This window comes from Flavobacterium sp., from assembly GCF_035299245.1.
In the GTDB taxonomy this organism is placed as follows: Bacteria; Bacteroidota; Bacteroidia; order Flavobacteriales; family Flavobacteriaceae; genus Flavobacterium.
In genome coordinates this window covers 13303-36483 of sequence record NZ_DATGWY010000007.1, presented here as the reverse complement: position 1 = coordinate 36483, position 23181 = coordinate 13303, and the positions used below count along the sequence as shown (strand labels likewise).

The following is a 23181-nucleotide window of genomic DNA, read 5'->3' as shown; positions in this document are numbered from 1 at the left end:
ATGAATGAAACGTTAACGAGATTCTTATCAGGTCTAGTATATGTAACTTTGTTAATTGTCGCTACTGCCTACTCCGCTCAAAGTTTTTATGTTCTTTTCGGAATTTTTCTCATTATCACTCTTTTTGAATTTTGCCGGATTTTAAAAGTCAATTTTTATTTGCCAATAGTGATTGCCTGTGTTTCTTACTTTCTTGCAGCTAAATACTACACCTTCAAATCATTTGATTTATTTATTTTAGGTTTCACTCTGATTACCTCTTTTTCGTTGGTTCGGTTGCTTTTCAATACTACCAAAAACGAACTTTCATCCGTTGCAAAATATGCCTACGTTTTAGGTTATGTGATTTTTCCTTTCATAATAATCGCAAAAATTCCTTTTTCTGGAATCGACTTCAGACCCAAAATCATCATTAGTATTTTTATATTGATTTGGACCAATGACACTTTCGCTTATATTGTAGGAAAATCTGTAGGGAAACGAAAATTATTTGAAAAAATTTCGCCTAAAAAAACCATTGAAGGTTTCTTAGGTGGATTATTTTTCTCAGTAGTAGCTGGAATTCTAATCTCGAAGTTTTATTTTAATCCATCCGAACAACACAGCATGAAGTCACTATTCATTTGGTCTGTAACAGCTGTAATCATTAGTATTTTTAGCACATTAGGCGATTTAATCGAATCCAAATTCAAGCGTATTGCTGGCGTAAAAGACAGCGGAACTATCATGCCTGGTCATGGCGGAATTTTAGATCGACTGGATAGTATTATATTTGTCGCACCTTTTGTATTTTTGTTCTATCAAATTTTATATTATGTTTCATAAAGAAGGCGGAAAAATCATTTTAATCAGTACATTTTTAGCAACGGTAATTATTTTATCGTCGCATTATATTTTTCCAAATACACTTTGGTTAGAAAAAACGGTACAAATTATAGCTTTAGTGTTTTTAATTTTAATACTTCAGTTTTTTAGAAACCCAGACCGACACATCGAAGTCAACGATTACAACTTAGTTGCTCCTGTAGACGGAAAAGTGGTCGTTATTGAAGAAGTATTTGAACCCGAATATTTTAAAGACAAACGATTACAGGTTTCAATATTCATGTCGCCCATCAACGTTCACGTAACGCGTTACGCAGCAAGTGGAAAAATCCGTTACAGCAAATACCATCCAGGAAAATACCTTGTTGCATGGCATCCGAAAGCAAGTACCGAAAATGAACGCACGACTGTTGTAATTGACAACCGAATTTTTGGAGAAATCATGTACCGACAAATTGCGGGTGCTTTGGCCAAACGGATTGTAAACTACGCAGAAGAAGGCATGCAGGTACGTCAAGGTGATGATGCTGGATTTATAAAGTTTGGATCAAGAGTAGATATTTATTTACCGCTCGGAACCACCGTAAATGTAAAAATTGGAGAAAAAGCCATTGGTAATAAAACAATAGTTGCAACCAAAAATGCATAACAACGATTTAGAAACTCGATTTCTTGAAGCTGTAGCCATAGCCGATCAAATGACACAATCTGAATTACCGCAAGATGTTCAGTTGCGTTTGTATGCACATTACAAACAAGCTACCTACGGAACCATTGATACTCGGATGTCTTCTTCTAGCTTCGATTTACGAAATGCTTTTAAAACCAATGCTTGGATGCAAATCAGTCATCTTACTCCAGAAGAAGCCAAAGAAGAATACATCAACATCATTAATTCGATAATCAAAAAATAAATTTGTATCATGAAAACTACTTTCAAATTACTACTAGCTTGCTTATTGATTAGTACTGTTTCATGTAAAAAAAATAAATTAAGAGAAGTTGTCGAAGTACCGCTTCCCAACAATGAAAGTAAATTAACCATTGGTCAACCTGATGATTATAAAGCCAATGAAGGTGCATTCGATTTATACAAGCTTCCCTATAAATTTGACGATTTAGCACCACACATCGACGCAATGACGATGGAAATGCATTATTCTAAGCACTATTTATCGTATACCAACAATTTAAACCGTATTTTAAAAGGAACTAACAAAGAATCACTTCCTATTGAAGACATTCTCAAAAAACTCGATTTAAGCAATACCGAATTGCGTAACAACGCCGGAGGTTACTACAATCATACTTTTTTCTGGGAAATTATGGGTCCGAAAGCAGGAGGAAAACCAAAAGACACGTTAGCAAGTACCATCAACCGTGATTTTGGTTCGTTTGAAAATTTCAAAACCCGATTTTCAGATGAAGCGGCAAAGCAATTTGGTTCGGGTTGGGCTTGGTTGGTTGTGGACAAAACGGGCACATTGCAAGTGACTTCTACTCCTAATCAAGATAATCCATTGATGCCGAGACAAACTATTTCGGGAACTCCGATTTTAGCTATTGATGTTTGGGAACACGCCTATTACTTGAGCTACCAATACAAACGCAAAGACTATATCAACGCGTTTTTCAATGTAATCAATTGGAGAAAAGTGGAAGAAAAATACAAAGCGACTTTAAATTAATCTTCTTCTTCAACTAAAGTGTTTGTTTTGGTGTAATTGCGCCATTTTTCAATACAATCTACCATATCCTGTGGAATTTCAGTATCAAAACGCATGTATTCTTTAGTGGTTGGATGTTCAAAACCAAGTGTTTTAGCATGCAACGCTTGTCGTGGTAACGTCTTAAAACAATTATCTATAAACTGTTTGTATTTGGTAAAAGTCGTTCCTTTCAAAATCAAATTTCCGCCGTAACGTTCATCATTAAACAAAGTATGCCCAATGTATTTCATGTGCACGCGAATTTGATGTGTTCTTCCCGTTTCCAATCGACATGAAACCAAAGTAACATAACCCAATCGCTCCAACACTTTATAATGAGTTACAGCGTGTTTTCCACGTTCACCATCAGGAAAAACAGCCATTTGCATTCGGTCTTTCAAATGACGATCGATGTTTCCTACTATTGTTCCTTCATCTTCTTTTACATTTCCCCAAACAATAGCGATGTATTCTCTTTCGGTAGTTTTATCTTCAAATTGCTTAGCCAGATGCGTCATGGCAGCTTCAGTTTTGGCAACCACTAACAAACCGGATGTATTTTTATCAATTCGATGCACCAAACCTGGACGTTCGCTACTATTCAATGGTAAATTATCAAAATGAAAAGCCAATCCGTTGACCAAAGTTCCGGTGTAATTTCCGTGTCCGGGATGCACTACTAATCCGGGTGGTTTATTGATGACCAAAAGCGCGTCATCTTCGTAAACAATATCCAGTGGAATATCTTCTGGGTCAATACGATTTTCAAATGGTGGATGCGAAAGCAAAATCCGAATCACATCAAAAGGCTTGACTTTATAATTTGATTTTACTGGAATATCATTCACGTAAATATCGCCCGAAGTGGCAGCATTCTGAATTTTGTTACGTGTTGCATTCGGAATCAAATGCATCAAATACTTGTCAATTCGCAACATGGCTTGACCTTTCGGAACTTCAAATCGATGGTGTTCAAAAAGCTCGTCTTCAATTTCATTCAATTCGTTATTGACCATTTGTGATGGAGTCTAAATTATCTTCAGGAAGTACTTCGGGTTCTGGTAAAATTCGCAATAAACTATCGGCATCTGATTCGTCAAAAACTACTTCGCCATCACCTAAAACTAAATCTATTTTGGTCGCTTTAAACACACGAGTTCCCGGTTTTACTTTCTTACCGTTAATTCGCATTTCTAAAACCATATCTTTTCCAATATGTGGTGCGTAGGTAATTGTACCTTCAGACAAACCAATCGATTTTAAGGTGGGAACCGCTTGACGATAGGTTTTGTCAATTAAATCGGGAACTTGAACTTTTTTATAAGCGTCGGCGTTGATTTTAATGTAAATTGTTCTTCCTCCTTTTACTTTCGAACCCGACTCTGGCTCTTGTATCATTACTGCTAACTTTGGATAATTGGGAACGTAATCCAAGGTATCTAAAATTTCGTATTCTAAACCTAATTCATCGAGTTTATCTTCTACTTGGTCAGGAGTCAATCGCTTTAAATTGGGTACTAAAATTTCTTCACTGTGTTTGGTCACAAAAGTAATCCAGTGAAAAAAGAAAAAAGCCAACAAAGCCACGATAGCTGTTGCCGCAAGTAGTTGAGCAAAAAAAACTTTACTGGTGAGGTATTTCCGCAAACTCATAAAAAAAGATTTACCGCAAATATATAATTTTTAGTTCCAACAATTGTGCTATTTTTGTATAGTATTTAAAATAAATTCTGATGAACGTAGCAGTCGTTATGGGAGGATATTCTGACGAATCAGTAATATCATTACGAAGTGGTCAATTGATACTCAATCACATTGACAAAGTAAAATATAAAGCCTTTGAAGTACACATTTTGTTAAACGACTGGTATTGTTTGATTGATGGTGTAAAATATCCGATCAACAAAGCCGATTTTACGTTCACCAAAGACAATCAAACCACTACTTTTGATGTCATTGTGAATACAATTCACGGAACTCCAGGCGAAGACGGACACATGCAATCGTACTGGGAATTAGTCGATTTACCCTATTCAGGTTGTAATTTTTATCAATCGGCGTTGACCTTTAATAAACGAGATACTTTATCGGTACTTTCCAAATTCAACATTCCAAAAGCCAATTCAATTTATTTGAGCAAAGGCGATGTCATTGACGGTGAAAAAATCGCATCCGAATTAGGGTTGCCTTTTTTCGTAAAACCCAACCAATCCGGAAGTTCTTTGGGAGTTTCAAGAGTAAATTCGCTAGAGGATTTGCCTAAAGCTTTGGATTTCGCTTTCGCGGAAGACAACGATATTTTAATTGAATCGTTCTTGAACGGAACTGAAATTTCGGTGGGTGTATTGAATTACCTAGGAACAACAACCGTCTTAGGAATTACCGAAATTGTTCCAGAAAACGAATTCTTTGATTACGAAGCCAAGTACTCAGGGAAATCAACTGAGATTACTCCTGCCCGACTCTCAAAAGAAGTAGAAGAAAAAGTAATTGAAACGGCCAAAAAAGTGTATGAGGCATTGGGAATGAGTGGTTTTTCGAGAGCTGATTTTATTGTCATGAATGATGTTCCGCATTTCATTGAAATCAATACCAATCCGGGTTTATCACCACAAAGTATTTTTCCGCAACAAGCTGCACACGCCAACATTCCGTTTTCAAATCTAATTGATAATGAAATTGAATTGGCGATGAAAAGAAAACCGATTTGGAAGAAATAATAAACTGTTTATAGTTCATAGTTTGTTGTTTATAGTTCTAAACTCAACTACAAACCATAAATTCTAAACCACAAACTTAGCAAAATGAAAAAAGCAATATTCCCAGGTTCATTTGACCCAATAACTAACGGACATTACGACATTATCAAACGTGGTATTTCACTTTTTGACGAAGTGATTGTTGCTATTGGTGTGAATGCAGAAAAAAAATACATGTTTTCGCTCGAAGACCGTAAGCGTTTTATCGAAGAAGCATTTGCCGATGAACCCAAAGTTCGTGTGATTACTTATGAAGGTTTGACCATCGATTTGTGCAAAAAAGAAAAAGCCGAATTCATCTTACGTGGTTTGCGAAATCCAGCCGATTTCGAGTTTGAAAAAGCCATTGCACACACCAACAGAAAATTATCCAAAATTGAAACGGTGTTTCTCTTAACAGCATCCAAAACATCCTATATTTCATCGAGTATAGTGAGAGACGTGATTCGAAATGGCGGTGATTACACGGTTTTGGTCCCCGATTCGGTGCGCACAAAATAAAACACAGATTACACAAATTTCCACAGGTTAGCACATTATAATCATCTTTAATCCATTTCGTTAATGAAAAGTATCTTCTTTCTATTATGCTTTACTTCTACTCTTTGGGCTCAAAAGAACGATTCTTTTCTCACTTTTTTTGAAAAAGGAAACGGCAATCAGTCGGCAACTTATCAAGAAACCATAACTTATTTCAACACTTTAGATACTTCATTCGAAACCATCAAAATGCAAGAAATGGGTTTGACCGATAGCGGTGAACCTTTGCACATTGTAACGTTCAATGCAGATGGTAATTTTAACTTTGAAGAAATCCGCAAAACCAAATCAATTATTCTCATCAATAACGGCATCCACGCTGGCGAACCCGACGGAATTGACGCTACTATGCTATTGTACCGCGATTTGGCAGTAGGTAAAATTAAAATTCCAAAAAATGTAGTTTTGGTTACGATCCCAGTGTACAATATTGGTGGTGCTTTGAATCGGAATTCGACTTCTAGAGCCAACCAAAATGGTCCTGAACAATACGGTTTTCGTGGCAACGCGCGCAACTTTGATTTGAATCGTGATTTCATCAAATCGGACACTCGAAACACTAAAAGTTTTGCCGAAATCTTTCATTTGGTACAACCCGTTTTGTTCATCGACAATCACGTAAGTAATGGCGCTGACTATCAATATACATTAACGTACATCATGACTGAACCTAAGAAATTAGGAAGCGAATTAGGAGCGTTTTTAAAAGACGATTTCAACATTGCATTAGTATCCGATTTAAAAAAGAAAAAGACCGAAACCACGCCATACGTCAATGTTTGGCACGGAACGCCCGATAATGGTTTCCAACAATTTTTCGAAAGTCCGCGGTATGCCACAGGCTATACTTCGCTTTTCAATTGCTTGGGTTACGTTGTGGAAACACACATGCTCAAAGACTACAAATCTCGTGTAAAAGTGACGTATGATTTTATGGTTTCGGCGATGGAGATTACGAGCAAAAAAGCAGAACTCATCCAACAAAAGCAATTGGCGAATCAAACCCAATTTCAAGCGGGAAAAAAGTATACGTTGCAATGGAAAATTGATTCGACTAAAGTCAGTCAGATTTCGTTTATGGGGTTCAAAGGCAGTTATAAAAAAAGTGATGTGACGTCGGGCGAACGTTTGTTTTACGATCGAAAAATTCCGTTTACCAAATACATTCCGTTTTTAGGTGAATACAAATCCGAAAGAGAAATCACTATTCCGAAGTACTATGTGATTCCAAAAGGGCAATGGACGATTATTGAGCAACTGAAAGCCAACAAAATAGAACTCTCTCAATTGAAAAACGACACTTTAATTGAAGTAGAAAGTTATGCGATTGCCGATTACCAAACGTATAAAAATGCGTACGAAGGACATTATCCGCATTACAACACCAAAGTAAATACGACCTTGCAAAAAGTAATGTTCAAGAAAGGTGATTATTTAATTTCTACGAATCAAAAAGGCGTGAAATTTTTGTTGGAAACACTCGAACCCGAAGCCATTGACAGCTATTTCAATTGGAACTATTTTGATGCCATTTTACAACAAAAAGAAGGCTATTCGAGTTATGTTTTTGAAGATTTGGCGAATGAGTATCTGAATGAAAATCCGCAACTCAGAGTCACTTTAGAAGATAAGAAAAAAACCGATAAAAAATTTGCCGAAAATCCTGAAGCCCAATTAGATTGGGTGTATAAAAATTCGCCTTATTACGAAAAAGCACATTTGAGATATCCGGTTTACAGGGTTGTGGATTAGAAGTTGCAAAGTGGCAGAGTTACAAAGTGGCAAAGTTGTAAAGTTGCAAAGTTCCAAAGTTTCAAAGTTTGAAAAATAAAAAAGACAGAAGTGTTTAAGTTTCCAGATATATTGGAAAGAAATAAGACTGGAAAATGGTCTTTTGAAAAACAACACTTCTTGATTAGCCCCGATTGTAGCGGCATCCTCCGATGGACAAAAACAAAGGCTTTGCCTGTAGTTTTTTGCCAATCGGAGATAGAGCGGAAAGCGGGACAAAAGGTCGTTAAAAACGCCTCTCGCCTGCTTCCAAAATTTTAAAAAAACTCTGAAACTTTGCCACTTTGGAACTTTGCCACTTCACTACTCAAAAAGCAACTTTATATTCTCATACGAATTCTTCAACGCTTCTTGAACTTGCTCTGGGTTGAGCCACGCTACTTTTTCGATACCTTCGTTGGCTTGCGGAATCAAAACGCCATCAAAAGTGGTAGTCATTGAATACCAATGCGTGATTTTTAGTTTGTATTTGCCGTTGCGTTTGAAAACGTGATAGGTTTTCTGCAATTTGTTTTTGATTTTGAGTTTATCAACACCTGTTTCCTCTTCTACTTCGCGCATGGCAGTTAGATCAATTTCTTCGCCTTTTTCTTTTCCACCTTTGGGTAAATCCCATTTTCCGTTTCTGTAAATGAATAACACCTCGCCTTTTTTGTTGTAGACCAATCCACCACCGGCTTTGCACACTGGAATTTTCTCTTTCACTTTCTTCAGTATCTCTTTCTCATCGGGATAATACAAATAGGCTTTCTTAATCTTATTATTGAACATTTTTACAATAAGCTGCTCAATATCAACGCTTTCAAGTAAAAACAATTGAAAATCGGTTTCTTTTGCGATTTCATTTGTCAAAAAAAGTGGTTTATCGTTCACAAAAACTTTATACATTTGCAGTATGATTTTTAATAAAGATACAGCCGAAAAAACAGCCGAATTGCTTTTACAAATAAATGCAATTAAATTGAATCCATCAAAACCTTTTTTATGGGCTTCTGGTTGGAATTCTCCTATTTACTGTGACAACCGTTTAACACTTTCATTTCCAGCGATTCGAAATTACATCCGTGATGAATTTTCGAAGCAAATTGAAGACAAATATGGCAAACCCGATGTAATTGCTGGTGTAGCCACTGGTGCAATTGGCATTGGCATACTTGTTGCAGAAGAGCTAGGACTTCCTTTTGTGTACGTCAGACCCGAGCCAAAAAAGCACGGAAGACAAAACCAAGTGGAAGGTTTTCTACAGAAAGGACAAAATGTAGTAGTGGTAGAAGATTTAATCAGCACTGGAAACAGCAGTTTATTGGCCGTTGAAGCTTTAAAAGAAGCGGGTGCGAATGTGAAAGGAATGGTTGCAATTTTCTCGTACGGATTTGATGTAGCGGAATCCAATTTCAAAAACGCTAACGTTGAATTGTATACGTTAAGCAATTATGAGAATTTATTGAATTTAGCCGTAGCTAAGCAATACATTACCGAAGAAGAACAAGAAACACTGAAAGAATGGAGAAAAAATCCATCGGAGTGGAATATCAATATTGAAAATTAAAAAATGAATTTAGAAAGTCCAAAAGTTACCGTAGAACAATCGACTGAATATATTTTTAACGCGTTATCCGACGTAAAGAATTTCGAAAAGCTAATGCCTGAAAACATTGCTAAATTTGAAGTGTTAGGCGATGATATTTTTAATTTTGGTTTGAAAGGAATGCCTGAAATCAAATTGAGAATGAAAGACAAAACACCTCATTCAAAAGTGGTGCTTTCGGCAGCAAGCGATAAACTTCCGTTTTTATTAATTGCCAATATCGATGCGATTTCAGATAATAGTTGTGCTGTGAAATTGGATTTTGAAGGCGAATTCAACCCTATGATGGCGATGATGATCAAAGGTCCGATCAGCAAGTTTTTAGAAACGTTAGCAGCCAATATGGGAAAACTATAATAGTTAGCTCTTTTAAATAAATAGAAAAACCCTGCGTCAATTGTGATTGCAGGGTTTTTCATTAATCTACTCTAAAACTAAACCAATTCTTCTTGTTGCTTACATTCTGAAATAACTATTTTTTGTAGATCAAACGGTACGGGTTCGTAATGGTCGAATTTCATTTTAAATCGTGCTCTTCCTTGCGTTAACGAACGTAAATCGCTTCCAAATTGATGCATTTCTGCATACGGAATATGTGCTTTTATAATTGAAAATTGTCCTTCAGCATCCATTCCTTCTACCACAGCTCGGTGTGTTTGAATCGAACTCATGATTGCTCCTGTTAATTCTTCTGGCGCGTGGACTTCAATATGGTAAAAAGGTTCTAGCAATTGCGGATCGGCATTGTGAAAGTTTTCTTTGAATGCCATCATACCAGCGGTTTTGAAAGCTAAATCGTTGCTGTCAACGGAGTGCATTTTTCCGTCGAATACAATGACTCTGACGTCTCTAACATACGAACCAGTAAGCGGACCTTCATGCATTTTTTCCATTATTCCTTTTAAAATGGAAGGATGAAAACGCGTGTCAATTGCGCCACCTACAATGCAATTGTAGTACACTAATTTTCCGCCCCAAGGCAAATCAATTTCTTCTTTTCCGCGAATGTTATAACCTGTTGGTTCTTCCATTCCGTCGTACCAAGGTTCAATTTTCATGGCTACTTCAGCAAATTGTCCTGCTCCACCTGATTGTTTTTTGTGACGGTAAATGGTTTCTGAGCTTTTGCGAATGGTTTCGCGGTACGGAATTTTAGGTGTTTTAAAATCAACTGACAATTTATACGCATTTTCTAATTTCCACTTGATAACCGTTAGATGCAAATCGCCATGACAATGAATCAACGTTTGCTTCAACTCGGGCGAAACCTCCACTTTTATCGTTGGATCTTCTTCTACTAATTGATGCAACGCCATTGATAGTTTTTCTTCTTCACCTTTTTTAGTTCCTTCTACGGCAACGGTGAGTGTTGGAGTCGGAAATGCAATTGGAACAACTTCGATGTGTTTTCCTTTTTCGTGTAAGGTATTATTAGTATGTGTGTTTTTTAATTTTAATGTCGCTCCAATATCACCCGCTACTAATTCGTTGACTGGAGTTCGTTTGTTGCCTTCTACTTCATACAATTGGTTGATTTTCTCCACTTGACCCGTAGTTTCGTTGGTCAACTCATCGCCTATTTTAATCACGCCCGAAAGTACTTTAAAGAAACTCAAATCGCCAACGTGTGGCTCGGATAAGGTTTTGTAAACAAAGATAGCTGTTGAATCTTTTTCGCTATATTCAATTTCTTTACCATCAACCGTTTTTTGTTTGGGCATTTCAAAGGCAAACGGACACACATTATCAATAAAACTCATGATGCGACCACAACCCATATTATTTTTTGCAGAAACGCAGAAAACAGGAAATAGTTCGTGTTTAATTAGTGAATGATGCAATCCTAATTTCATCTCGTCTTCGTCGAGTTCACCTTTATCAAAATAACGTTCCATCAACGTTTCATCATTTCCTGCAATGGTTTCGATTAATTCTTGGTGCAACCGATTGGCTTTTTCTTTTTCGCTATCCGGTATCGGAAGTTTTTGAGGTTTTCCGCCTTCTTTTGGATACTGGTACAATACCATATTCAAAACATCAATAATGCCATCAAATTGTTCACCTTGATTCACCGGATATTGCACAATGACCACATTGTTTCCAAAATGCGATTTGGCTTCAGCAACAGTTCGATCAAAGTCGGATTTTTCATTATCCAAATGATTGACTGCTAGTAACATTGGGAATTTATATTCATCGGTGTATTCCCAAATAATATCGGTTCCGACCTCAACGCCCATAGCCGAATTAAGTACCATGATTCCGCAATCAGCAACGCGCATCGCTCCAATTATCTCGCCTACAAAATCATCATAACCTGGAGTATCTAAAACGTTGATTTTATAACCTTTCCATTTGGTATTTACCAATTTAGAGAAAAACGTTTTTCCTTTTTCGTGCTCGATATCTGTATAATCAGCTACTGTATTTTTATCAGTAACCGAACCTCTACGTGAAAGTAATCCTGCTTCAAAAAGCATTGACTCGATGAGTGTGGTTTTACCACTTCCCGTGTGTCCAACTAAAACAACATTTTTAATGTGTTTACTATCAAAATTTGCCATAATAACTTGGTTTAGTATTAGTGTATCAAATTTCGTAAGAATCAAGGTGTTGAGAAATGATATAAGTCATATTTTGGGGTAAAAAACCACAAAATAAACCACAAAAAAGAAATGCTTACCTTTGCGGCAAATTAGCACTACAATGAGTACTTTCGAACAGTTCAATTTGCCTAAATCGTTACAAAAAGCGATTGACGAATTAGGATTAACCACACCAACTCCGATTCAGGAAAAGTCGTTCTCGCCTATTATGTCGGGACGCGATGTAATGGGAATTGCCCAAACCGGAACGGGGAAAACCTTAGCGTATTTACTTCCGTTATTGAAACAATGGAAATTCATTGCCACCGATTCACCTCGAATTGTAATCATCGTACCCACACGCGAATTGGTCGTACAAACCGTTGATGTGGTGGAAAGTGTGACCAAATACATGTCGGTTCGCACATTGGGCGTTTATGGTGGTGTAAACATCAATACACAAAAAACAGCTGTTCGTGAAGGTGTTGATATTTTAGTGGGAACTCCAGGTAGAACGATGGATTTGGCTTTGGATAATGTCATCCGATTTGATTCGACTCAAAAATTAGTAATTGACGAATTTGATGAAATACTGAATTTAGGTTTCCGATTTCAGGTTACTTCGATATTGGCAATGTTGAAAAACAAACGTCAGAACATTCTATTTTCGGCCACGATGACCGACGATGTGGATGAAATGTTGGACGATTACTTCGAACTGCCTGAAGAAATCACGTTAGCTCCATCGGGAACACCGTTGGAGAAAATTGAGCAATTGGCGTATCGTACTCCCAACTTTTTGACCAAAATCAATCTACTAAAAGGATTGTTACAACAAGACGAAAGCATGGGTCGCGTGTTGATTTTTGTGAACAACAAAAAAACAGCCGATTTGGTGGCGAATAGCATCGAAGAAGATTTTCCTGAGCAATTCGGAATCATTCACTCAAACAAATCACAGAATTACCGTTTGAATACGATGGCGTCGTTTCATAGAGGCGAAATAAAAGGAATTATTACCACTGACGTAATGGCTCGTGGATTGGATATTTCGGATGTAACACACGTTATTAATGTAGAATTTCCGGAAGTAGAAGAACAATACATTCATAGAATTGGGCGTACGGGTCGTGCTGACAAATCGGGTATTGCGATTAGTTTTATCAGTCCGGGTGAAGAAGAAGTGCTGATTCAAGCCGAAATTTTGATGGAAAAAGAAGTCAAAATGTTGGATTTTCCTGAAGGAATTGAAGTAGCTACTCGCCTATTGGAATTTGAAAAAGATAAAAAGAAGATTAAATTTTTACTCAAAAAACCGAAGTTGGAAGGCGGAGCGGCTTTTCACGAGAAATCGGCCAAAAATAAACAAGTCAATTTAGGTGGACCTGGAAAAGTAAAACCAAGAAAGACAAAGCCAACGAACCGTGGCGTGGAGAAGAAACGCGCGGCGAAGAGGAAAGGCAAGTAATCAGACAAAAGAACGCAGAAGGCAGAAATCAAATAAAAGATAACGGAATTATTATTGTTATGATAGTAGCGCTACTTTACGCTTGTCATGCTGACGCAAGAAGCATCTCATTCCGTTTTTAGTTTATAGTTTATTGATTATGGTTCATTGTCAAAGACTTCTGCATTCTGCAACTGCATTCTACATTCTTTTGACAGTTGGAACTTGTTTTTTGGGATTTCCAAATGTATCTTTGTGGCATGATTTTAGAATTGATAATTGATAATTGATAATTGATAATTGATAATTGATAATTGATAATTGATAATTGATAATGGATAATGGATAATTGATAATGGATAATGGATAATTGTTAATTGTTAATTATCAATTGTTAATTGTTAATTGAAAATGGGGTCGACTGGTTTTGACAGCGAGTGGAATTGATTAGTAAGCACGTCGAGCATTGTACTTTTTGCTCGTAAATCCAAAGGTACGAACTTATAAACGGCGAAAATAATTACGCTTTAGCTGCTTAATCCGAATTATAGTACGATTTGCCTAGTCCCGACAAGGTCGGGAAGCTAGATTCACCTCAAAAGCCTTGGTTTATGGCGGTTGGTACAGGTGAACCGTAAAAGTAAACCTAAGAAAGGTAATGCTTTAAATCCTTTCTGACACTCATAAAGCTAAGCAAAAAGTGGCTGTTCTTGGCCTTGCTTTTTGTCGAAAACTCAATCAAGGAATAAGCGTGTAGAAAGCTATTTGATTGCTTGTTTGGACCCGAGTTCGATTCTCGGCGACTCCACAGAAAAAAAGACTCGTAATTGCGGGTCTTTTTTTGTTTTAGGTTTATATCTGAAGATGTCTGCGTTCTGTTACTACGTTCTGTTACTGCATTCTTATTATTGTTCATGGTTTGTTGTTTGTTTATCGTTTATAGTTAAAAACTTCTGCTTCTGCTTCTGCTTCTGCATTCTGCTTTCTGCTACTCCTTTAACCAAATCAAAGAATTATGTAAACCTTTCCAAACATACTACAACGGGTTCTAAAGTATTTGGACTGACCTTTGACGCAACTTATTAAACTACATTGCATTGAAACTTTTCATCAAGTACATGGTCAGTAATCGTTGTAAAATAGCTGTTCGAGATGAGCTAAAAAAACTTGGGCTGCATTTTATTGTGGTCGATTTGGGTGAAGTTGAGATTATGGAAAACATTACGCACGAAAAAAGAGAACTCCTCAAAATTGGCCTACTCGCATCGGGTTTAGAACTCATGGAGGACAAAAAAGCCATCCTGATCGAAAAAATCAAAACCATCATCATCGAAATGATCCACCATTCGGAAGAAGCAATCAAAATCAATTTCTCCGACTTTCTCAGTGAAAAGCTAAACCATAATTATACGTACCTCGCCAATTTGTTTTCGGAAGTTCAAGGTTCAACCATAGAACAATTCATCATCTCTAATAAAATAGAACGCATCAAAGAACTGATGATTTACGACGAATTGAACATTACCGAAATCGCATGGAAAATGAATTACAGCAGTGTCGCTCATTTATCCAGTCAATTTAAAAAAGTAACCGGTCTTTCACCATCGCACTTTCGCCAACTCAAAGTCAAAAGAAGAAATTCCATTGAAGAACTCTAAATCAAATCATTATGAACATTAAACGAATTTTCGGCGCTGTACTTACTGTACTCGGAATAGCAGCTTTATTTTATGCTGCCAATTTATTTTTAACCACTACTTCAGGTGGCAATCAGAATACAAAAATGCTGATTACTTACGGAGTATTAGGCTTACTGTTTTTCGCAACCGGAATCAGTTTGGTTCGCGCTACTAAAGATGAATCCTAAACAAAATAAATCTCAAATCATTGCTCTCATCATCATCGGAACGGGAATGTCATCGTTTGTTTTGTATTTTGTTTTAAATACTACCTCATTGTCTTTCGATTGGATGGGATTGGCGTTGATTTTAACTATTTATACGGCGACTATTGTTCCCATACTGATGATTTCATCGTGCAAAACTACTACTGACAACTCACTACTGGAATTGGCTTTTCAAGACGAAGAAAACGAAAAACGCGAAATCAAAAACAAAGAATTAGAAGAATACAGCAACTCGCTGAAATTGGCTTCTCAGTATTCACTTAGTTTGATTGAAGCCAGTCGCGATCCGCTATTTACCATAAGTGCAGAAGGCAAAATCACCGATACCAATCAGGCTTCGGTTAGAGTAACCGATGTATCCAAAGAGAATTTAATTGGATCGGATTTTATAACGTATTTTACCGAACCCGAAAAAGCTAAAAAAGGCTATGAAGAAGTCTTTTCGAAAGGATTTGTAGTCGATTATCCGCTGACTATTAAAGACCACACTTTGACCGACGTACTTTTTAATGGTTCGGTGTACAAAGACGAAGAAGAAAAAATCATTGGTGCGGTTGTAGTGGCACGTGACATCACCGAACAAAAGAAAATCGAAACCGAATTGATTGAAGCTCGGATAGTTGCCGAACAAGCCAGATCACTTGCTGAAGATGCTAGAATTGTTGCAGAAACGTCCAGCAAAAATGCCGAAGACGCGGTAAAATCAAAACAGCAGTTTCTATCGAATATGAGTCACGAAATCAGAACGCCCATGAACGCCATCATTGGGTTTACCAAAGTGATTTTAAAAACCGATTTGTCGGCGAAACAAAGAGAATATTTAACTGCAATAAAAATCAGCGGTGATTCGCTCATTGCACTCATTAATGACATACTCGATTTGGCGAAAGTAGATGCCGGAAAAATGTCGTTTGAAAAAGTGCCGTTCAAACTCAACTCGTCCATCGATGCCATGTTGCATCTGTTTGCATCAAAAATACAAGAGAAAAATTTAAAATTAATTACCCATTACGATGATGCAATTCCCGAAGTATTATTGGGTGATCCGGCACGTTTGCATCAAATCATACTCAATTTAGTCAGCAATTCGGTCAAGTTTACCAACGAAGGCAGTATTAGTCTGAACATACAGTTGGTAGCATCCGATGAAGAAAAAGTAACGGTTTCGTTTGAGGTATCCGACACTGGAATAGGAATTAAAGAAGAAAAAATGGAAAAAATATTCGAGAATTTTCAACAAGCTACGAGCGGAACTTCGCGGATTTTTGGTGGAACAGGCCTAGGCTTGGCCATTGTAAAACAATTGGTTGAAGCTCAAAAAGGTTCGATTACCGTAAAAAGTATTCCCAATGTGGGTTCTACTTTTAGTTTTATTTTGGATTTCGAACAAACAACAGAAAAAGTGCACGAACCTGAAATAATGGAATTGAATTCAGACATCAAAAACACTAAAATTTTGGTGGTCGAAGACATGGAACTGAACCAATTACTAATGAAAACCTTGTTGGATGATTTTGGTTTTGAATGCGAAATTGCTTCGAATGGTAAAATTGCCATTGAGAAACTAAAAGACAAATCGTACGATATTATTTTGATGGATTTACAAATGCCCGAAATGGATGGTTTTGATGCCACGAAATACATTCGAAAAGAGATGAATTTATCCATCCCAATCATAGCGCTAACAGCCGATGTAACTACCGTTGATGTAGCCAAATGCAAAGAAGTGGGTATGAACGATTACATTTCAAAACCCGTAGACGAACGCCTTTTGTACAGCAAATTGATTGCTTACATTCAGAAACCCATACTCATCATCGAAAAAGACAATCAAGGAAATACGACCGAAAAAATGAAATTCGTCAACATGCAATACCTCACCAATTTGACCAAGTCCAATCCGAAAATGATTGAACAAATGATTAACGTCTATCTTAAACAAACTCCGCCACTCATTACGGTCATGAAGCAAAGCCTGAATGAAAAAAACTGGAGTTTACTCGACGCCACCATTCACAAAATCATTCCTTCGTTTTCCATTATGGGCATTAGTCCCGATGTGATTGAAATTGCCAAACGCGTACAACAGTATGCCAAAACCTTAGAACATTCAGAAGAGTTGAACGAATTGGTTTCTAAACTTGAAAAGGTGTGTTCGCAATCGTACGTCGAATTAAAAAATGAGCTCAACCAACTAAATAAGGAATCATGAAAAAAGAAAATAAAGTAAAACTATTCCTGGTTGATGACGACGCAGTTTTCCTAAAAGCATTGGAAATTGAGTTTTTATACGAAGGCGATTTTGATGTAGAAACCTATCCTACTGGAGAATTGTGCGTCAAAAATCTAAATAAAAAACCCGATGTCATTATACTCGATTATCACTTGGATGGAATTGACAAAAGTGCTATGAACGGCTTAACCACTTTAGATCAAATAAAAAAAATAGATTCTTCTATTCCCATCATCATGCTGTCGTCTCAAGACCAAATCGATATTGCTGTTCAGTGCATACACCACGATGCTTTTGATTATGTAGTTAAAAGTGAAACGGCTTTTGTACGGCTTCGAAAATTACTAACAACACTTTTTCTTTACAAACGAATGAAGAAAGAACTCAATTGGTACATGGAACGAATGTAATTCAATTGTTTTTGGGCGTGTCCCCACTAAAAAAATCAAGTTTTGCAAACTTAATTTTTTTAGCGGCGTCGGGCTATCCGTTACAAGTCCGCTCCCGATGAAATCGGGATGCGGGCTTTCCACTTCTATCCCTCACGCAACCCTCAATTAATTAGAAAATCATCAGTACTAATGATCTCTTAACTGTGAATATCACAAACTATACTAAGAGTTGTGTAACACATTCCTTCTACTATTGAACCACCTTTGTACCAATAATTAAATATAAAAACAAATGAAAAAATTATTATTCTTATGTAGCTTTTTTTTAACTGTATTAGTTGCTAATGCACAAACAGAAGATAAAAAATGGAACATTGGTGTTCATGGCGGTGTAGTGCAATACCACGGCGATTTAGGTCATGATTTTTACGAAACTAACAATACCGTGTATGGTTTGGGTGGATTATCAATCTCTAAATATTTAGGAAAATACCTTGATGCCAATTTCTTCTTTGCCAGAGGAACACTGGGTTACAACAACGGAGAAACAACGGGTTTCAAAAGCGACTTTAGTTCGGCTTCGTTCAACTTGCGTTTCAATTTTATAGGTCCAGAATACATCGTCAGACCTTATGTTTTTGGAGGTGTTGGTGCATTACTATTTGACAATCAGTTGAATTTTCACGACGAAAAAATTGATTATGCGCTGCCAACGGCTGGTGCTGGTTTGAACTTCAGATTGACTCCTGATTTGGTATTCAACATTCAAGAAACGTTCAATTTTACTGATGGCGATACCAGAGATGGTGTTTCTGAAGGCAAAAACGACGATTTTCTGTACCATACCGCAGGTTTAACCTTCAACTTTGGCTCTAGTAAAGACGCCGATTTAGATGGTGTTTCCGATGCAAAAGACAAATGTCCAGATACACCATCGGGTGTAGCAGTTGACAAAATGGGTTGCCCAGTGGATAAAGACAAAGACGGAATTGCCGATTATTTAGACGGTTGTCCAGATGTAGCTGGAACTGCTTTAATGAACGGTTGTCCAGATAGAGATAATGATGGTGTGGCTGATATAAACGACAATTGCCCTGATGCAGCGGGTAAAGTTAATTTGAACGGTTGTCCTGATAGTGATAATGATGGTGTTAGAGATGGTGATGACAATTGCCCAAATACCAAAGCCGGTAGTAAAGTAGATGCAAAAGGTTGTGTACTTGATGGCGATGGTGATGGTGTAATGGATGACGTAGATCGTTGCCCAACTTTAGCCGGAACAGAAAGCCTTAAAGGTTGTCCTGATAGCGATGGTGATGGTGTAGCTGATATTGATGATCGTTGCCCGAATTTAAAAGGAAATATTGCCAACAAAGGTTGTCCTGAAATTTCAAAACAAGATGCGGTGCGTATTACTTACATTGGAAGCAAATTGTTTTTTGAAAACAATAGTGACAAATTAAAAGTAGCTTCGTTATCACAATTGGATGAATTGACTAAAATATTGAACAAATACGAAGGAGCTAATTTGGTAATTGAAGGTCATACTGACAGTAATGGTAGCGACGAATTCAATACCGCATTATCTCAAAAACGTACCGAATCGGTAAGAGCGTATTTGATTGAAAAAGGAATAGCAAGCTCGCGATTGACTGGAATTGGAATGGGAGAAAGCAAACCCGTTGCTACCAATACGACTTCATTAGGAAGAGCAAAAAATAGAAGAGTAGAATTAAAAACTATGTATTAAAATTTAGGTTAGTTTTGTTTTGGTTATGGTTATGAGCTGTCATTATTTTAATGGCAGCTCTACTTTTTTATAATGACACGTTTTTTAACGCAAAATGCATTCAATTTCAACCTATGAATTATACAAATTATTAATAAAATTATACAATTCATTTTCATCGAAATAGTGCGAAATTTAATTTTTACAAATAGGTAAGAACAAATCCTAAACAATCCAAATTATGAAAATCACAACACGATTACAAACCGCTTTTTTGGTATTCACTATGGCTATGATAGCGCCAAGTATAGTGAGTGCTTCGAATGATACCATTCCGGTTCCAACTCAAATTCAGATGGACAAAATCAATGCCGACAAAATGATTGAACGTTTGGAAGAAATTAAAAATCTAGATAAATCCGGCTTAACTCGAGTGGAAAAAAAAGAACTCCGCGAAGAAGTGAAAGGAATCAAAAAAGGATTGAGAGCATCAGGCAATGGATTGTATCTTTCAGTTGGCGCCATTATCATAATCGTTTTACTTTTAATTCTACTTCTATAAACACATGGCAATCAAAAAAATACACACTTTCGCTCCTAAAAAAAGCGACGGAAAGAAAAAAATGGAAGCCACTAATTCCAAAACCAAATCTACAAATTCAAAACAAAGCACCAAAAAGAAGCGGAATGAGTTTGGTGATAATGACGCCATTTAATTCTCATTTGTAAATAAAAAATTAAATTTTTTTTGTTGAAATAAAACCAAATTTATTCCGTTATTCGTATATTGGGGAAATATTTGCTATGGAATCGACAGAAAACGACATCAAAATTGACTATTTTGATAAAAAATTGGGTTTAATTACCAACAATCAAGTCATCATATACAAAAAAGATCAACACGAAAAAATTGATTTACAATCCGTTAATAATGTGAAATTAGTAAAGCAACGCGTGTTTTACTTTAATTTATTATTGGTAGTCGGGAGTTGCATTAGTTTTTATCTCACCTATCATTTTTATCATAAACAATCGGTTGTAGCATCGGTATTGTTTATTTTAGGAGCTTCTACTCTTCTGTATTCGTTTTATGTCAAATTCTATAATTATACTATGATTATAAAAGAGAAAAACGAAAAAGTACACAAACTTAGAGCCTCTCAAGCGGACCGAAACAACATCAAGGAGTTTTATTTTAAAATTTCTAAAAGGACTCGTAAAAGAAGTAGTTAGTCTTCGTTTGGAACACTTACGTCACCTTCCCAATTCATAAAACCACCGACTAAGTTGTAGGTATTTTTGAATCCCATTTGATTCATAATATTGCATGCTTGGGCACTTCTTCCGCCTGCTTTACAATAAACATAGTAGTTTTTATTTTTATCCAATTCGTCGAGTTTGTAAATGAACGCCTGACCTTTGTATATGTCGTTCATCAAAGCACCCGGAATAATTCCTTCACTCCATTCGTCTTCTGTACGAACATCTAAAATTACTGCATTGCTGTCGTTTTCTAATTGTGCTGCCCAATCGTTTTGTGATAAATCCATTGTTGTATTTTTTTCAAAAATAGTAAATAGAGAGTTGAAATTCCAAAAACAAAAACAATTTCTTAAAAGAAAGCAGAAGTCTTTAACTATAAACCATAAACAACAAACCATAAACAACAAACCATAAACAGCAGAAAGAACACAGAATGCAGTAGCAGAACTCAGACATCTTTAACAACAAACCATAAACCTATCAAAAAAACATTAACAAAAAAATAACACAACACTTGTATATACAAATAAAAATACTTCTACATTTGTACCTACAAATTATGTAATTACAATTATGCGAATTGAAGAAATCATAAAATCAACTGTTAGTATTGACGACGCCAAAAAAGTTGTACTTAACATTATGTACACTCAAAACGTAATTGCTGAGAAATTCAACGACGTCTTAAAGCCTTATGACTTATCGGGTGAACAATACAATGTTCTGCGCATTTTAAGAGGCCAAAAAGGAAATCCAGCTAATATGTGTGTCATTCAAGAGCGCATGATTGCCAAAAACAGTAACACTACTCGATTGATTGACAAACTGCTTTTAAAAGACTTAGTTACTCGTGAAGTGTGTCCGGAAAATCGTCGTAAAATAGAAGTACTCATCACTCAAAAAGGACTCGATTTATTGACCGAACTCGATCCGAAAGTACTCGAAAATGAACGTTTGTTTGCCAACAATCTCACTCAAGAAGAATTACTACAACTCAATACATTGTTAGAAAAATATAGAAACTTAAATTAATTTATACCATGACACAATTTATAAAAGACGCCAACTGGCGCTACGCAACCAAAAAATTCGACGCTTCTAAAAAAGTATCAGCCGAAGATTTAGAAACCTTAAAAGAAGCCATTCGTTTATCGGCTTCATCGTATGGTTTGCAGCCGTACAAAGTATTCATCATTGAAAACCCAGAATTAAGAGCACAATTGCAACCCGCATCTTGGGGACAATCTCAAATTGTAGATGCATCTCAAGTGATTGTATTTGCCAACATGACTCAATTTGGTGATGACGAAATCAATGCTTATTTTGATAACATGACTTCTACTAGAGGAATTTCGATTGAGACTGTTCAAGGTTACAAAGATTTTATGAAATCAAAAATCAATGCTCTTTCAGCTGAGGCTAAATCAAATTGGACAGCCAAACAAACCTATTTAGCATTAGGAAATTTATTGAATGCTGCAGCCGAACTTAAAATTGACGTAACACCAATGGAAGGTTTCGAAGCTGATAAATACAACGAAATTTTAGGTTTAACCGAGAAAGGTTTAAACGCCTCAGTGGTGGCAACTATTGGGTATCGTCATGAAGAAGACGCTACTCAACACTACGCTAAAGTACGTAAATCAACAGAAGAATTATTTATCAATCTATAATTACTAATTAAAATTCAAAACAATGAAAAATTTAAAAACAATTGCATTAGCACTAATCGTAGCTTTAGGATCATTAACTGCTACAGCACAAACCAACAAAAAAATCGATGTAAAGAAAAGTACCATTACTTGGGTTGGTAAAAAAGTAACAGGTCAACACTCTGGAACTATTAATTTCTCTGACGGAACAATCGCTGTAAACGGAAAATCAATCAGAGGTGGTTCGTTTGTAGTAGACATGACATCCATAAACACAACTGATTTAGAAGCAGGTAAAGGAAAAGAAAAATTAGATGGTCACTTAAAAGCAGACGATTTCTTTGGTGTAGATAAATACCCAACAGCTAAATTAGAAATCAAATTAATCTCTGACAATGGAGATGGTACTTTTAATGTTAGCGCTAATTTAACGATCAAAGACCAAACAAATCCAGTAACTTTTGTACTAAAATCAACTAGCCGATCAACTGCAACCGCTACTTTAAAAGTGGATCGTACTAAATTCGGAATCAAATACGGTTCTGGAAGTTTCTTCGACGGATTAGGTGATAAAGCCATCAGCGACGAATTCGAATTAACAGTAAACTTAGTATACTAATTTACTTGTTGTTTGTTTTACAATATTAGCCTCAGATTTTCTGGGGCTTTTTTATTATATGCCACAGATTCACAGATTCTTGTATTCTATTAATAGAAAAATCTGTGAACCTGTCTACCGATAGACAGGTCTGCGGTAATTTT

General features: G+C 36.4%; 26 protein-coding genes and 1 other RNA gene. 22 read left to right on the top strand and 5 right to left on the bottom strand.

The annotated features are described in order from the left end of the window. The 4 genes from VK161_RS05410 to VK161_RS05395 are packed head-to-tail and all read left to right on the top strand — an operon-like array spanning position 1 to position 2513. Positions 1 to 825 carry a phosphatidate cytidylyltransferase gene (locus tag VK161_RS05410; protein WP_324213741.1) on the top strand — a complete coding sequence of 275 codons (825 nt, stop codon included), beginning with the start codon at positions 1 to 3 and terminating at the stop codon, positions 823 to 825. Further along, the gene (locus VK161_RS05405) at positions 815 to 1474 is read left to right on the top strand and encodes a phosphatidylserine decarboxylase family protein (RefSeq protein WP_324213740.1); all 660 of its coding nucleotides are present in this window, start codon (positions 815 to 817) and stop codon (positions 1472 to 1474) included. The genes VK161_RS05410 and VK161_RS05405 overlap by 11 nt, the downstream gene beginning before the upstream one ends. Further along, a complete protein-coding gene (locus VK161_RS05400) occupies positions 1467 to 1739 on the top strand; it encodes an acyl-CoA-binding protein (protein WP_324213739.1) in 273 nt (90 codons plus the stop codon). The genes VK161_RS05405 and VK161_RS05400 overlap by 8 nt, the downstream gene beginning before the upstream one ends. Positions 1740 to 1748: 9 nt before the next feature. Beyond that, positions 1749 to 2513, top strand: a complete 765-nt coding sequence (locus tag VK161_RS05395; RefSeq protein WP_324213738.1) for a superoxide dismutase — start codon at positions 1749 to 1751, stop codon at positions 2511 to 2513. On the opposite strand, the gene VK161_RS05390 is transcribed toward VK161_RS05395, so the two are convergent. Then, on the bottom strand, positions 2510 to 3550 hold the full coding sequence (locus VK161_RS05390; RefSeq protein WP_324213737.1) for an RluA family pseudouridine synthase: 1041 nt from the start codon (positions 3548 to 3550) through the stop codon (positions 2510 to 2512). The two genes, VK161_RS05395 and VK161_RS05390, sit on opposite strands and share 4 nt — an antisense overlap. Beyond that, positions 3540 to 4187, bottom strand: coding sequence for a PASTA domain-containing protein (locus VK161_RS05385; RefSeq protein ID WP_324213736.1), 648 nt, complete (start codon positions 4185 to 4187; stop codon positions 3540 to 3542). Before VK161_RS05385 ends, VK161_RS05390 begins: the two co-directional genes overlap by 11 nt. A gap of 80 nt (positions 4188 to 4267) precedes the next feature. On the opposite strand from VK161_RS05385, the gene VK161_RS05380 reads away from it, so the two are divergent. From VK161_RS05380 to VK161_RS05370, 3 genes are all read left to right on the top strand, one after another. After that, complete coding sequence (locus tag VK161_RS05380; protein WP_324213735.1) at positions 4268 to 5254, top strand: D-alanine--D-alanine ligase; 987 nt, start codon at positions 4268 to 4270, stop codon at positions 5252 to 5254. A gap of 84 nt (positions 5255 to 5338) precedes the next feature. After that, positions 5339 to 5794: a pantetheine-phosphate adenylyltransferase gene (gene coaD / locus VK161_RS05375; protein ID WP_324213734.1), complete on the top strand. Its 456-nt coding sequence runs from the start codon at positions 5339 to 5341 to the stop codon at positions 5792 to 5794. Positions 5795 to 5857: 63 nt separating this feature from the next. Then, a complete protein-coding gene (locus tag VK161_RS05370) occupies positions 5858 to 7585 on the top strand; it encodes a M14 family metallopeptidase (protein WP_324213733.1) in 1728 nt (575 codons plus the stop codon). Between the two features lie 342 nt (positions 7586 to 7927). Here the strand turns inward: VK161_RS05370 and VK161_RS05365 are convergent, their stop codons facing one another. Further along, positions 7928 to 8512, bottom strand: coding sequence for an NUDIX hydrolase (locus VK161_RS05365; protein WP_324213732.1), 585 nt, complete (start codon positions 8510 to 8512; stop codon positions 7928 to 7930). Positions 8513 to 8519: 7 nt separating this feature from the next. On the opposite strand from VK161_RS05365, the gene pyrE reads away from it, so the two are divergent. Both pyrE and VK161_RS05355 read left to right on the top strand, forming a co-directional pair. Then, complete coding sequence (gene pyrE / locus VK161_RS05360) at positions 8520 to 9173, top strand: orotate phosphoribosyltransferase (protein WP_324213731.1); 654 nt, start codon at positions 8520 to 8522, stop codon at positions 9171 to 9173. 3 nt (positions 9174 to 9176) lie between these two features. Continuing rightward, complete coding sequence (locus tag VK161_RS05355) at positions 9177 to 9569, top strand: SRPBCC family protein (protein WP_324213730.1); 393 nt, start codon at positions 9177 to 9179, stop codon at positions 9567 to 9569. Between the two features lie 77 nt (positions 9570 to 9646). Here VK161_RS05355 and VK161_RS05350 read toward each other — a convergent pair whose 3' ends face one another. Further along, complete coding sequence (locus VK161_RS05350) at positions 9647 to 11776, bottom strand: elongation factor G (RefSeq protein WP_324213729.1); 2130 nt, start codon at positions 11774 to 11776, stop codon at positions 9647 to 9649. A gap of 142 nt (positions 11777 to 11918) precedes the next feature. Here VK161_RS05350 and VK161_RS05345 point away from each other — a divergent pair, with 142 nt between their 5' ends. From VK161_RS05345 to VK161_RS05300, 10 genes are all read left to right on the top strand, one after another. Continuing rightward, positions 11919 to 13265 carry a DEAD/DEAH box helicase gene (locus tag VK161_RS05345; protein WP_324213728.1) on the top strand — a complete coding sequence of 449 codons (1347 nt, stop codon included), beginning with the start codon at positions 11919 to 11921 and terminating at the stop codon, positions 13263 to 13265. 392 nt (positions 13266 to 13657) lie between these two features. Next, positions 13658 to 14055: a transfer-messenger RNA gene (gene ssrA, locus VK161_RS05340) on the top strand. 307 nt (positions 14056 to 14362) lie between these two features. Beyond that, positions 14363 to 14902: an AraC family transcriptional regulator gene (locus tag VK161_RS05335; RefSeq protein WP_324213807.1), complete on the top strand. Its 540-nt coding sequence runs from the start codon at positions 14363 to 14365 to the stop codon at positions 14900 to 14902. A gap of 11 nt (positions 14903 to 14913) precedes the next feature. Further along, the gene (locus VK161_RS05330) at positions 14914 to 15111 is read left to right on the top strand and encodes a hypothetical protein (protein ID WP_324213727.1); all 198 of its coding nucleotides are present in this window, start codon (positions 14914 to 14916) and stop codon (positions 15109 to 15111) included. Further along, positions 15101 to 17362 (top strand): hybrid sensor histidine kinase/response regulator, encoded by a 2262-nt coding sequence (locus VK161_RS05325; RefSeq protein WP_324213726.1) that lies wholly within the window; start codon positions 15101 to 15103, stop codon positions 17360 to 17362. The genes VK161_RS05330 and VK161_RS05325 overlap by 11 nt, the downstream gene beginning before the upstream one ends. After that, on the top strand, positions 17359 to 17793 hold the full coding sequence (locus VK161_RS05320; RefSeq protein ID WP_324213725.1) for a response regulator: 435 nt from the start codon (positions 17359 to 17361) through the stop codon (positions 17791 to 17793). The genes VK161_RS05325 and VK161_RS05320 overlap by 4 nt, the downstream gene beginning before the upstream one ends. A gap of 274 nt (positions 17794 to 18067) precedes the next feature. Next, positions 18068 to 19525, top strand: coding sequence for an OmpA family protein (locus tag VK161_RS05315; RefSeq protein ID WP_324213724.1), 1458 nt, complete (start codon positions 18068 to 18070; stop codon positions 19523 to 19525). Between the two features lie 220 nt (positions 19526 to 19745). Next, positions 19746 to 20066 (top strand): hypothetical protein, encoded by a 321-nt coding sequence (locus tag VK161_RS05310; RefSeq protein WP_324213723.1) that lies wholly within the window; start codon positions 19746 to 19748, stop codon positions 20064 to 20066. 4 nt (positions 20067 to 20070) lie between these two features. After that, positions 20071 to 20220 carry a hypothetical protein gene (locus VK161_RS05305; protein WP_324213722.1) on the top strand — a complete coding sequence of 50 codons (150 nt, stop codon included), beginning with the start codon at positions 20071 to 20073 and terminating at the stop codon, positions 20218 to 20220. A gap of 88 nt (positions 20221 to 20308) precedes the next feature. Beyond that, positions 20309 to 20737 (top strand): hypothetical protein, encoded by a 429-nt coding sequence (locus tag VK161_RS05300; RefSeq protein WP_324213721.1) that lies wholly within the window; start codon positions 20309 to 20311, stop codon positions 20735 to 20737. Here the strand turns inward: VK161_RS05300 and VK161_RS05295 are convergent. Next, positions 20734 to 21054, bottom strand: a complete 321-nt coding sequence (locus tag VK161_RS05295; RefSeq protein ID WP_324213720.1) for a rhodanese-like domain-containing protein — start codon at positions 21052 to 21054, stop codon at positions 20734 to 20736. The two genes, VK161_RS05300 and VK161_RS05295, sit on opposite strands and share 4 nt — an antisense overlap. A gap of 286 nt (positions 21055 to 21340) precedes the next feature. On the opposite strand from VK161_RS05295, the gene VK161_RS05290 reads away from it, so the two are divergent. Genes VK161_RS05290 through VK161_RS05280 form a run of 3 tightly spaced genes read left to right on the top strand, consistent with a single transcriptional unit; the run spans position 21341 to position 23038 of the window. Further along, positions 21341 to 21799 carry a MarR family winged helix-turn-helix transcriptional regulator gene (locus tag VK161_RS05290; protein WP_324213719.1) on the top strand — a complete coding sequence of 153 codons (459 nt, stop codon included), beginning with the start codon at positions 21341 to 21343 and terminating at the stop codon, positions 21797 to 21799. Positions 21800 to 21807: 8 nt separating this feature from the next. Continuing rightward, positions 21808 to 22440, top strand: a complete 633-nt coding sequence (locus VK161_RS05285; RefSeq protein WP_324213718.1) for an NAD(P)H-dependent oxidoreductase — start codon at positions 21808 to 21810, stop codon at positions 22438 to 22440. A gap of 22 nt (positions 22441 to 22462) precedes the next feature. Then, entirely contained in the window at positions 22463 to 23038 is a 576-nt protein-coding gene (locus tag VK161_RS05280) for a YceI family protein (protein WP_324213717.1), read from the top strand. The last annotated feature ends 143 nt before the right edge of the window (positions 23039 to 23181 follow it).

Excerpts from the sequence above, each read along its gene's own strand:
- VK161_RS05410 (WP_324213741.1), top strand. The coding sequence starts at position 1 with ATGAATGAAACGTTAACGAGATTCTTATCAGGTCTAGTATATGTAACT.
- VK161_RS05405 (WP_324213740.1), top strand. The coding sequence starts at position 815 with ATGTTTCATAAAGAAGGCGGAAAAATCATTTTAATCAGTACATTTTTA.
- VK161_RS05400 (WP_324213739.1), top strand. The coding sequence starts at position 1,467 with ATGCATAACAACGATTTAGAAACTCGATTTCTTGAAGCTGTAGCCATA.
- VK161_RS05395 (WP_324213738.1), top strand. The coding sequence starts at position 1,749 with ATGAAAACTACTTTCAAATTACTACTAGCTTGCTTATTGATTAGTACT.
- VK161_RS05390 (WP_324213737.1), bottom strand. The coding sequence starts at position 3,550 with ATGGTCAATAACGAATTGAATGAAATTGAAGACGAGCTTTTTGAACAC.
- VK161_RS05385 (WP_324213736.1), bottom strand. The coding sequence starts at position 4,187 with ATGAGTTTGCGGAAATACCTCACCAGTAAAGTTTTTTTTGCTCAACTA.
- VK161_RS05380 (WP_324213735.1), top strand. The coding sequence starts at position 4,268 with ATGAACGTAGCAGTCGTTATGGGAGGATATTCTGACGAATCAGTAATA.
- coaD (WP_324213734.1), top strand. The coding sequence starts at position 5,339 with ATGAAAAAAGCAATATTCCCAGGTTCATTTGACCCAATAACTAACGGA.
- VK161_RS05370 (WP_324213733.1), top strand. The coding sequence starts at position 5,858 with ATGAAAAGTATCTTCTTTCTATTATGCTTTACTTCTACTCTTTGGGCT.
- VK161_RS05365 (WP_324213732.1), bottom strand. The coding sequence starts at position 8,512 with ATGTATAAAGTTTTTGTGAACGATAAACCACTTTTTTTGACAAATGAA.
- pyrE (WP_324213731.1), top strand. The coding sequence starts at position 8,520 with ATGATTTTTAATAAAGATACAGCCGAAAAAACAGCCGAATTGCTTTTA.
- VK161_RS05355 (WP_324213730.1), top strand. The coding sequence starts at position 9,177 with ATGAATTTAGAAAGTCCAAAAGTTACCGTAGAACAATCGACTGAATAT.
- VK161_RS05350 (WP_324213729.1), bottom strand. The coding sequence starts at position 11,776 with ATGGCAAATTTTGATAGTAAACACATTAAAAATGTTGTTTTAGTTGGA.
- VK161_RS05345 (WP_324213728.1), top strand. The coding sequence starts at position 11,919 with ATGAGTACTTTCGAACAGTTCAATTTGCCTAAATCGTTACAAAAAGCG.
- VK161_RS05335 (WP_324213807.1), top strand. The coding sequence starts at position 14,363 with ATGGTCAGTAATCGTTGTAAAATAGCTGTTCGAGATGAGCTAAAAAAA.
- VK161_RS05330 (WP_324213727.1), top strand. The coding sequence starts at position 14,914 with ATGAACATTAAACGAATTTTCGGCGCTGTACTTACTGTACTCGGAATA.
- VK161_RS05325 (WP_324213726.1), top strand. The coding sequence starts at position 15,101 with ATGAATCCTAAACAAAATAAATCTCAAATCATTGCTCTCATCATCATC.
- VK161_RS05320 (WP_324213725.1), top strand. The coding sequence starts at position 17,359 with ATGAAAAAAGAAAATAAAGTAAAACTATTCCTGGTTGATGACGACGCA.
- VK161_RS05315 (WP_324213724.1), top strand. The coding sequence starts at position 18,068 with ATGAAAAAATTATTATTCTTATGTAGCTTTTTTTTAACTGTATTAGTT.
- VK161_RS05310 (WP_324213723.1), top strand. The coding sequence starts at position 19,746 with ATGAAAATCACAACACGATTACAAACCGCTTTTTTGGTATTCACTATG.
- VK161_RS05305 (WP_324213722.1), top strand. The coding sequence starts at position 20,071 with ATGGCAATCAAAAAAATACACACTTTCGCTCCTAAAAAAAGCGACGGA.
- VK161_RS05300 (WP_324213721.1), top strand. The coding sequence starts at position 20,309 with ATGGAATCGACAGAAAACGACATCAAAATTGACTATTTTGATAAAAAA.
- VK161_RS05295 (WP_324213720.1), bottom strand. The coding sequence starts at position 21,054 with ATGGATTTATCACAAAACGATTGGGCAGCACAATTAGAAAACGACAGC.
- VK161_RS05290 (WP_324213719.1), top strand. The coding sequence starts at position 21,341 with ATGCGAATTGAAGAAATCATAAAATCAACTGTTAGTATTGACGACGCC.
- VK161_RS05285 (WP_324213718.1), top strand. The coding sequence starts at position 21,808 with ATGACACAATTTATAAAAGACGCCAACTGGCGCTACGCAACCAAAAAA.
- VK161_RS05280 (WP_324213717.1), top strand. The coding sequence starts at position 22,463 with ATGAAAAATTTAAAAACAATTGCATTAGCACTAATCGTAGCTTTAGGA.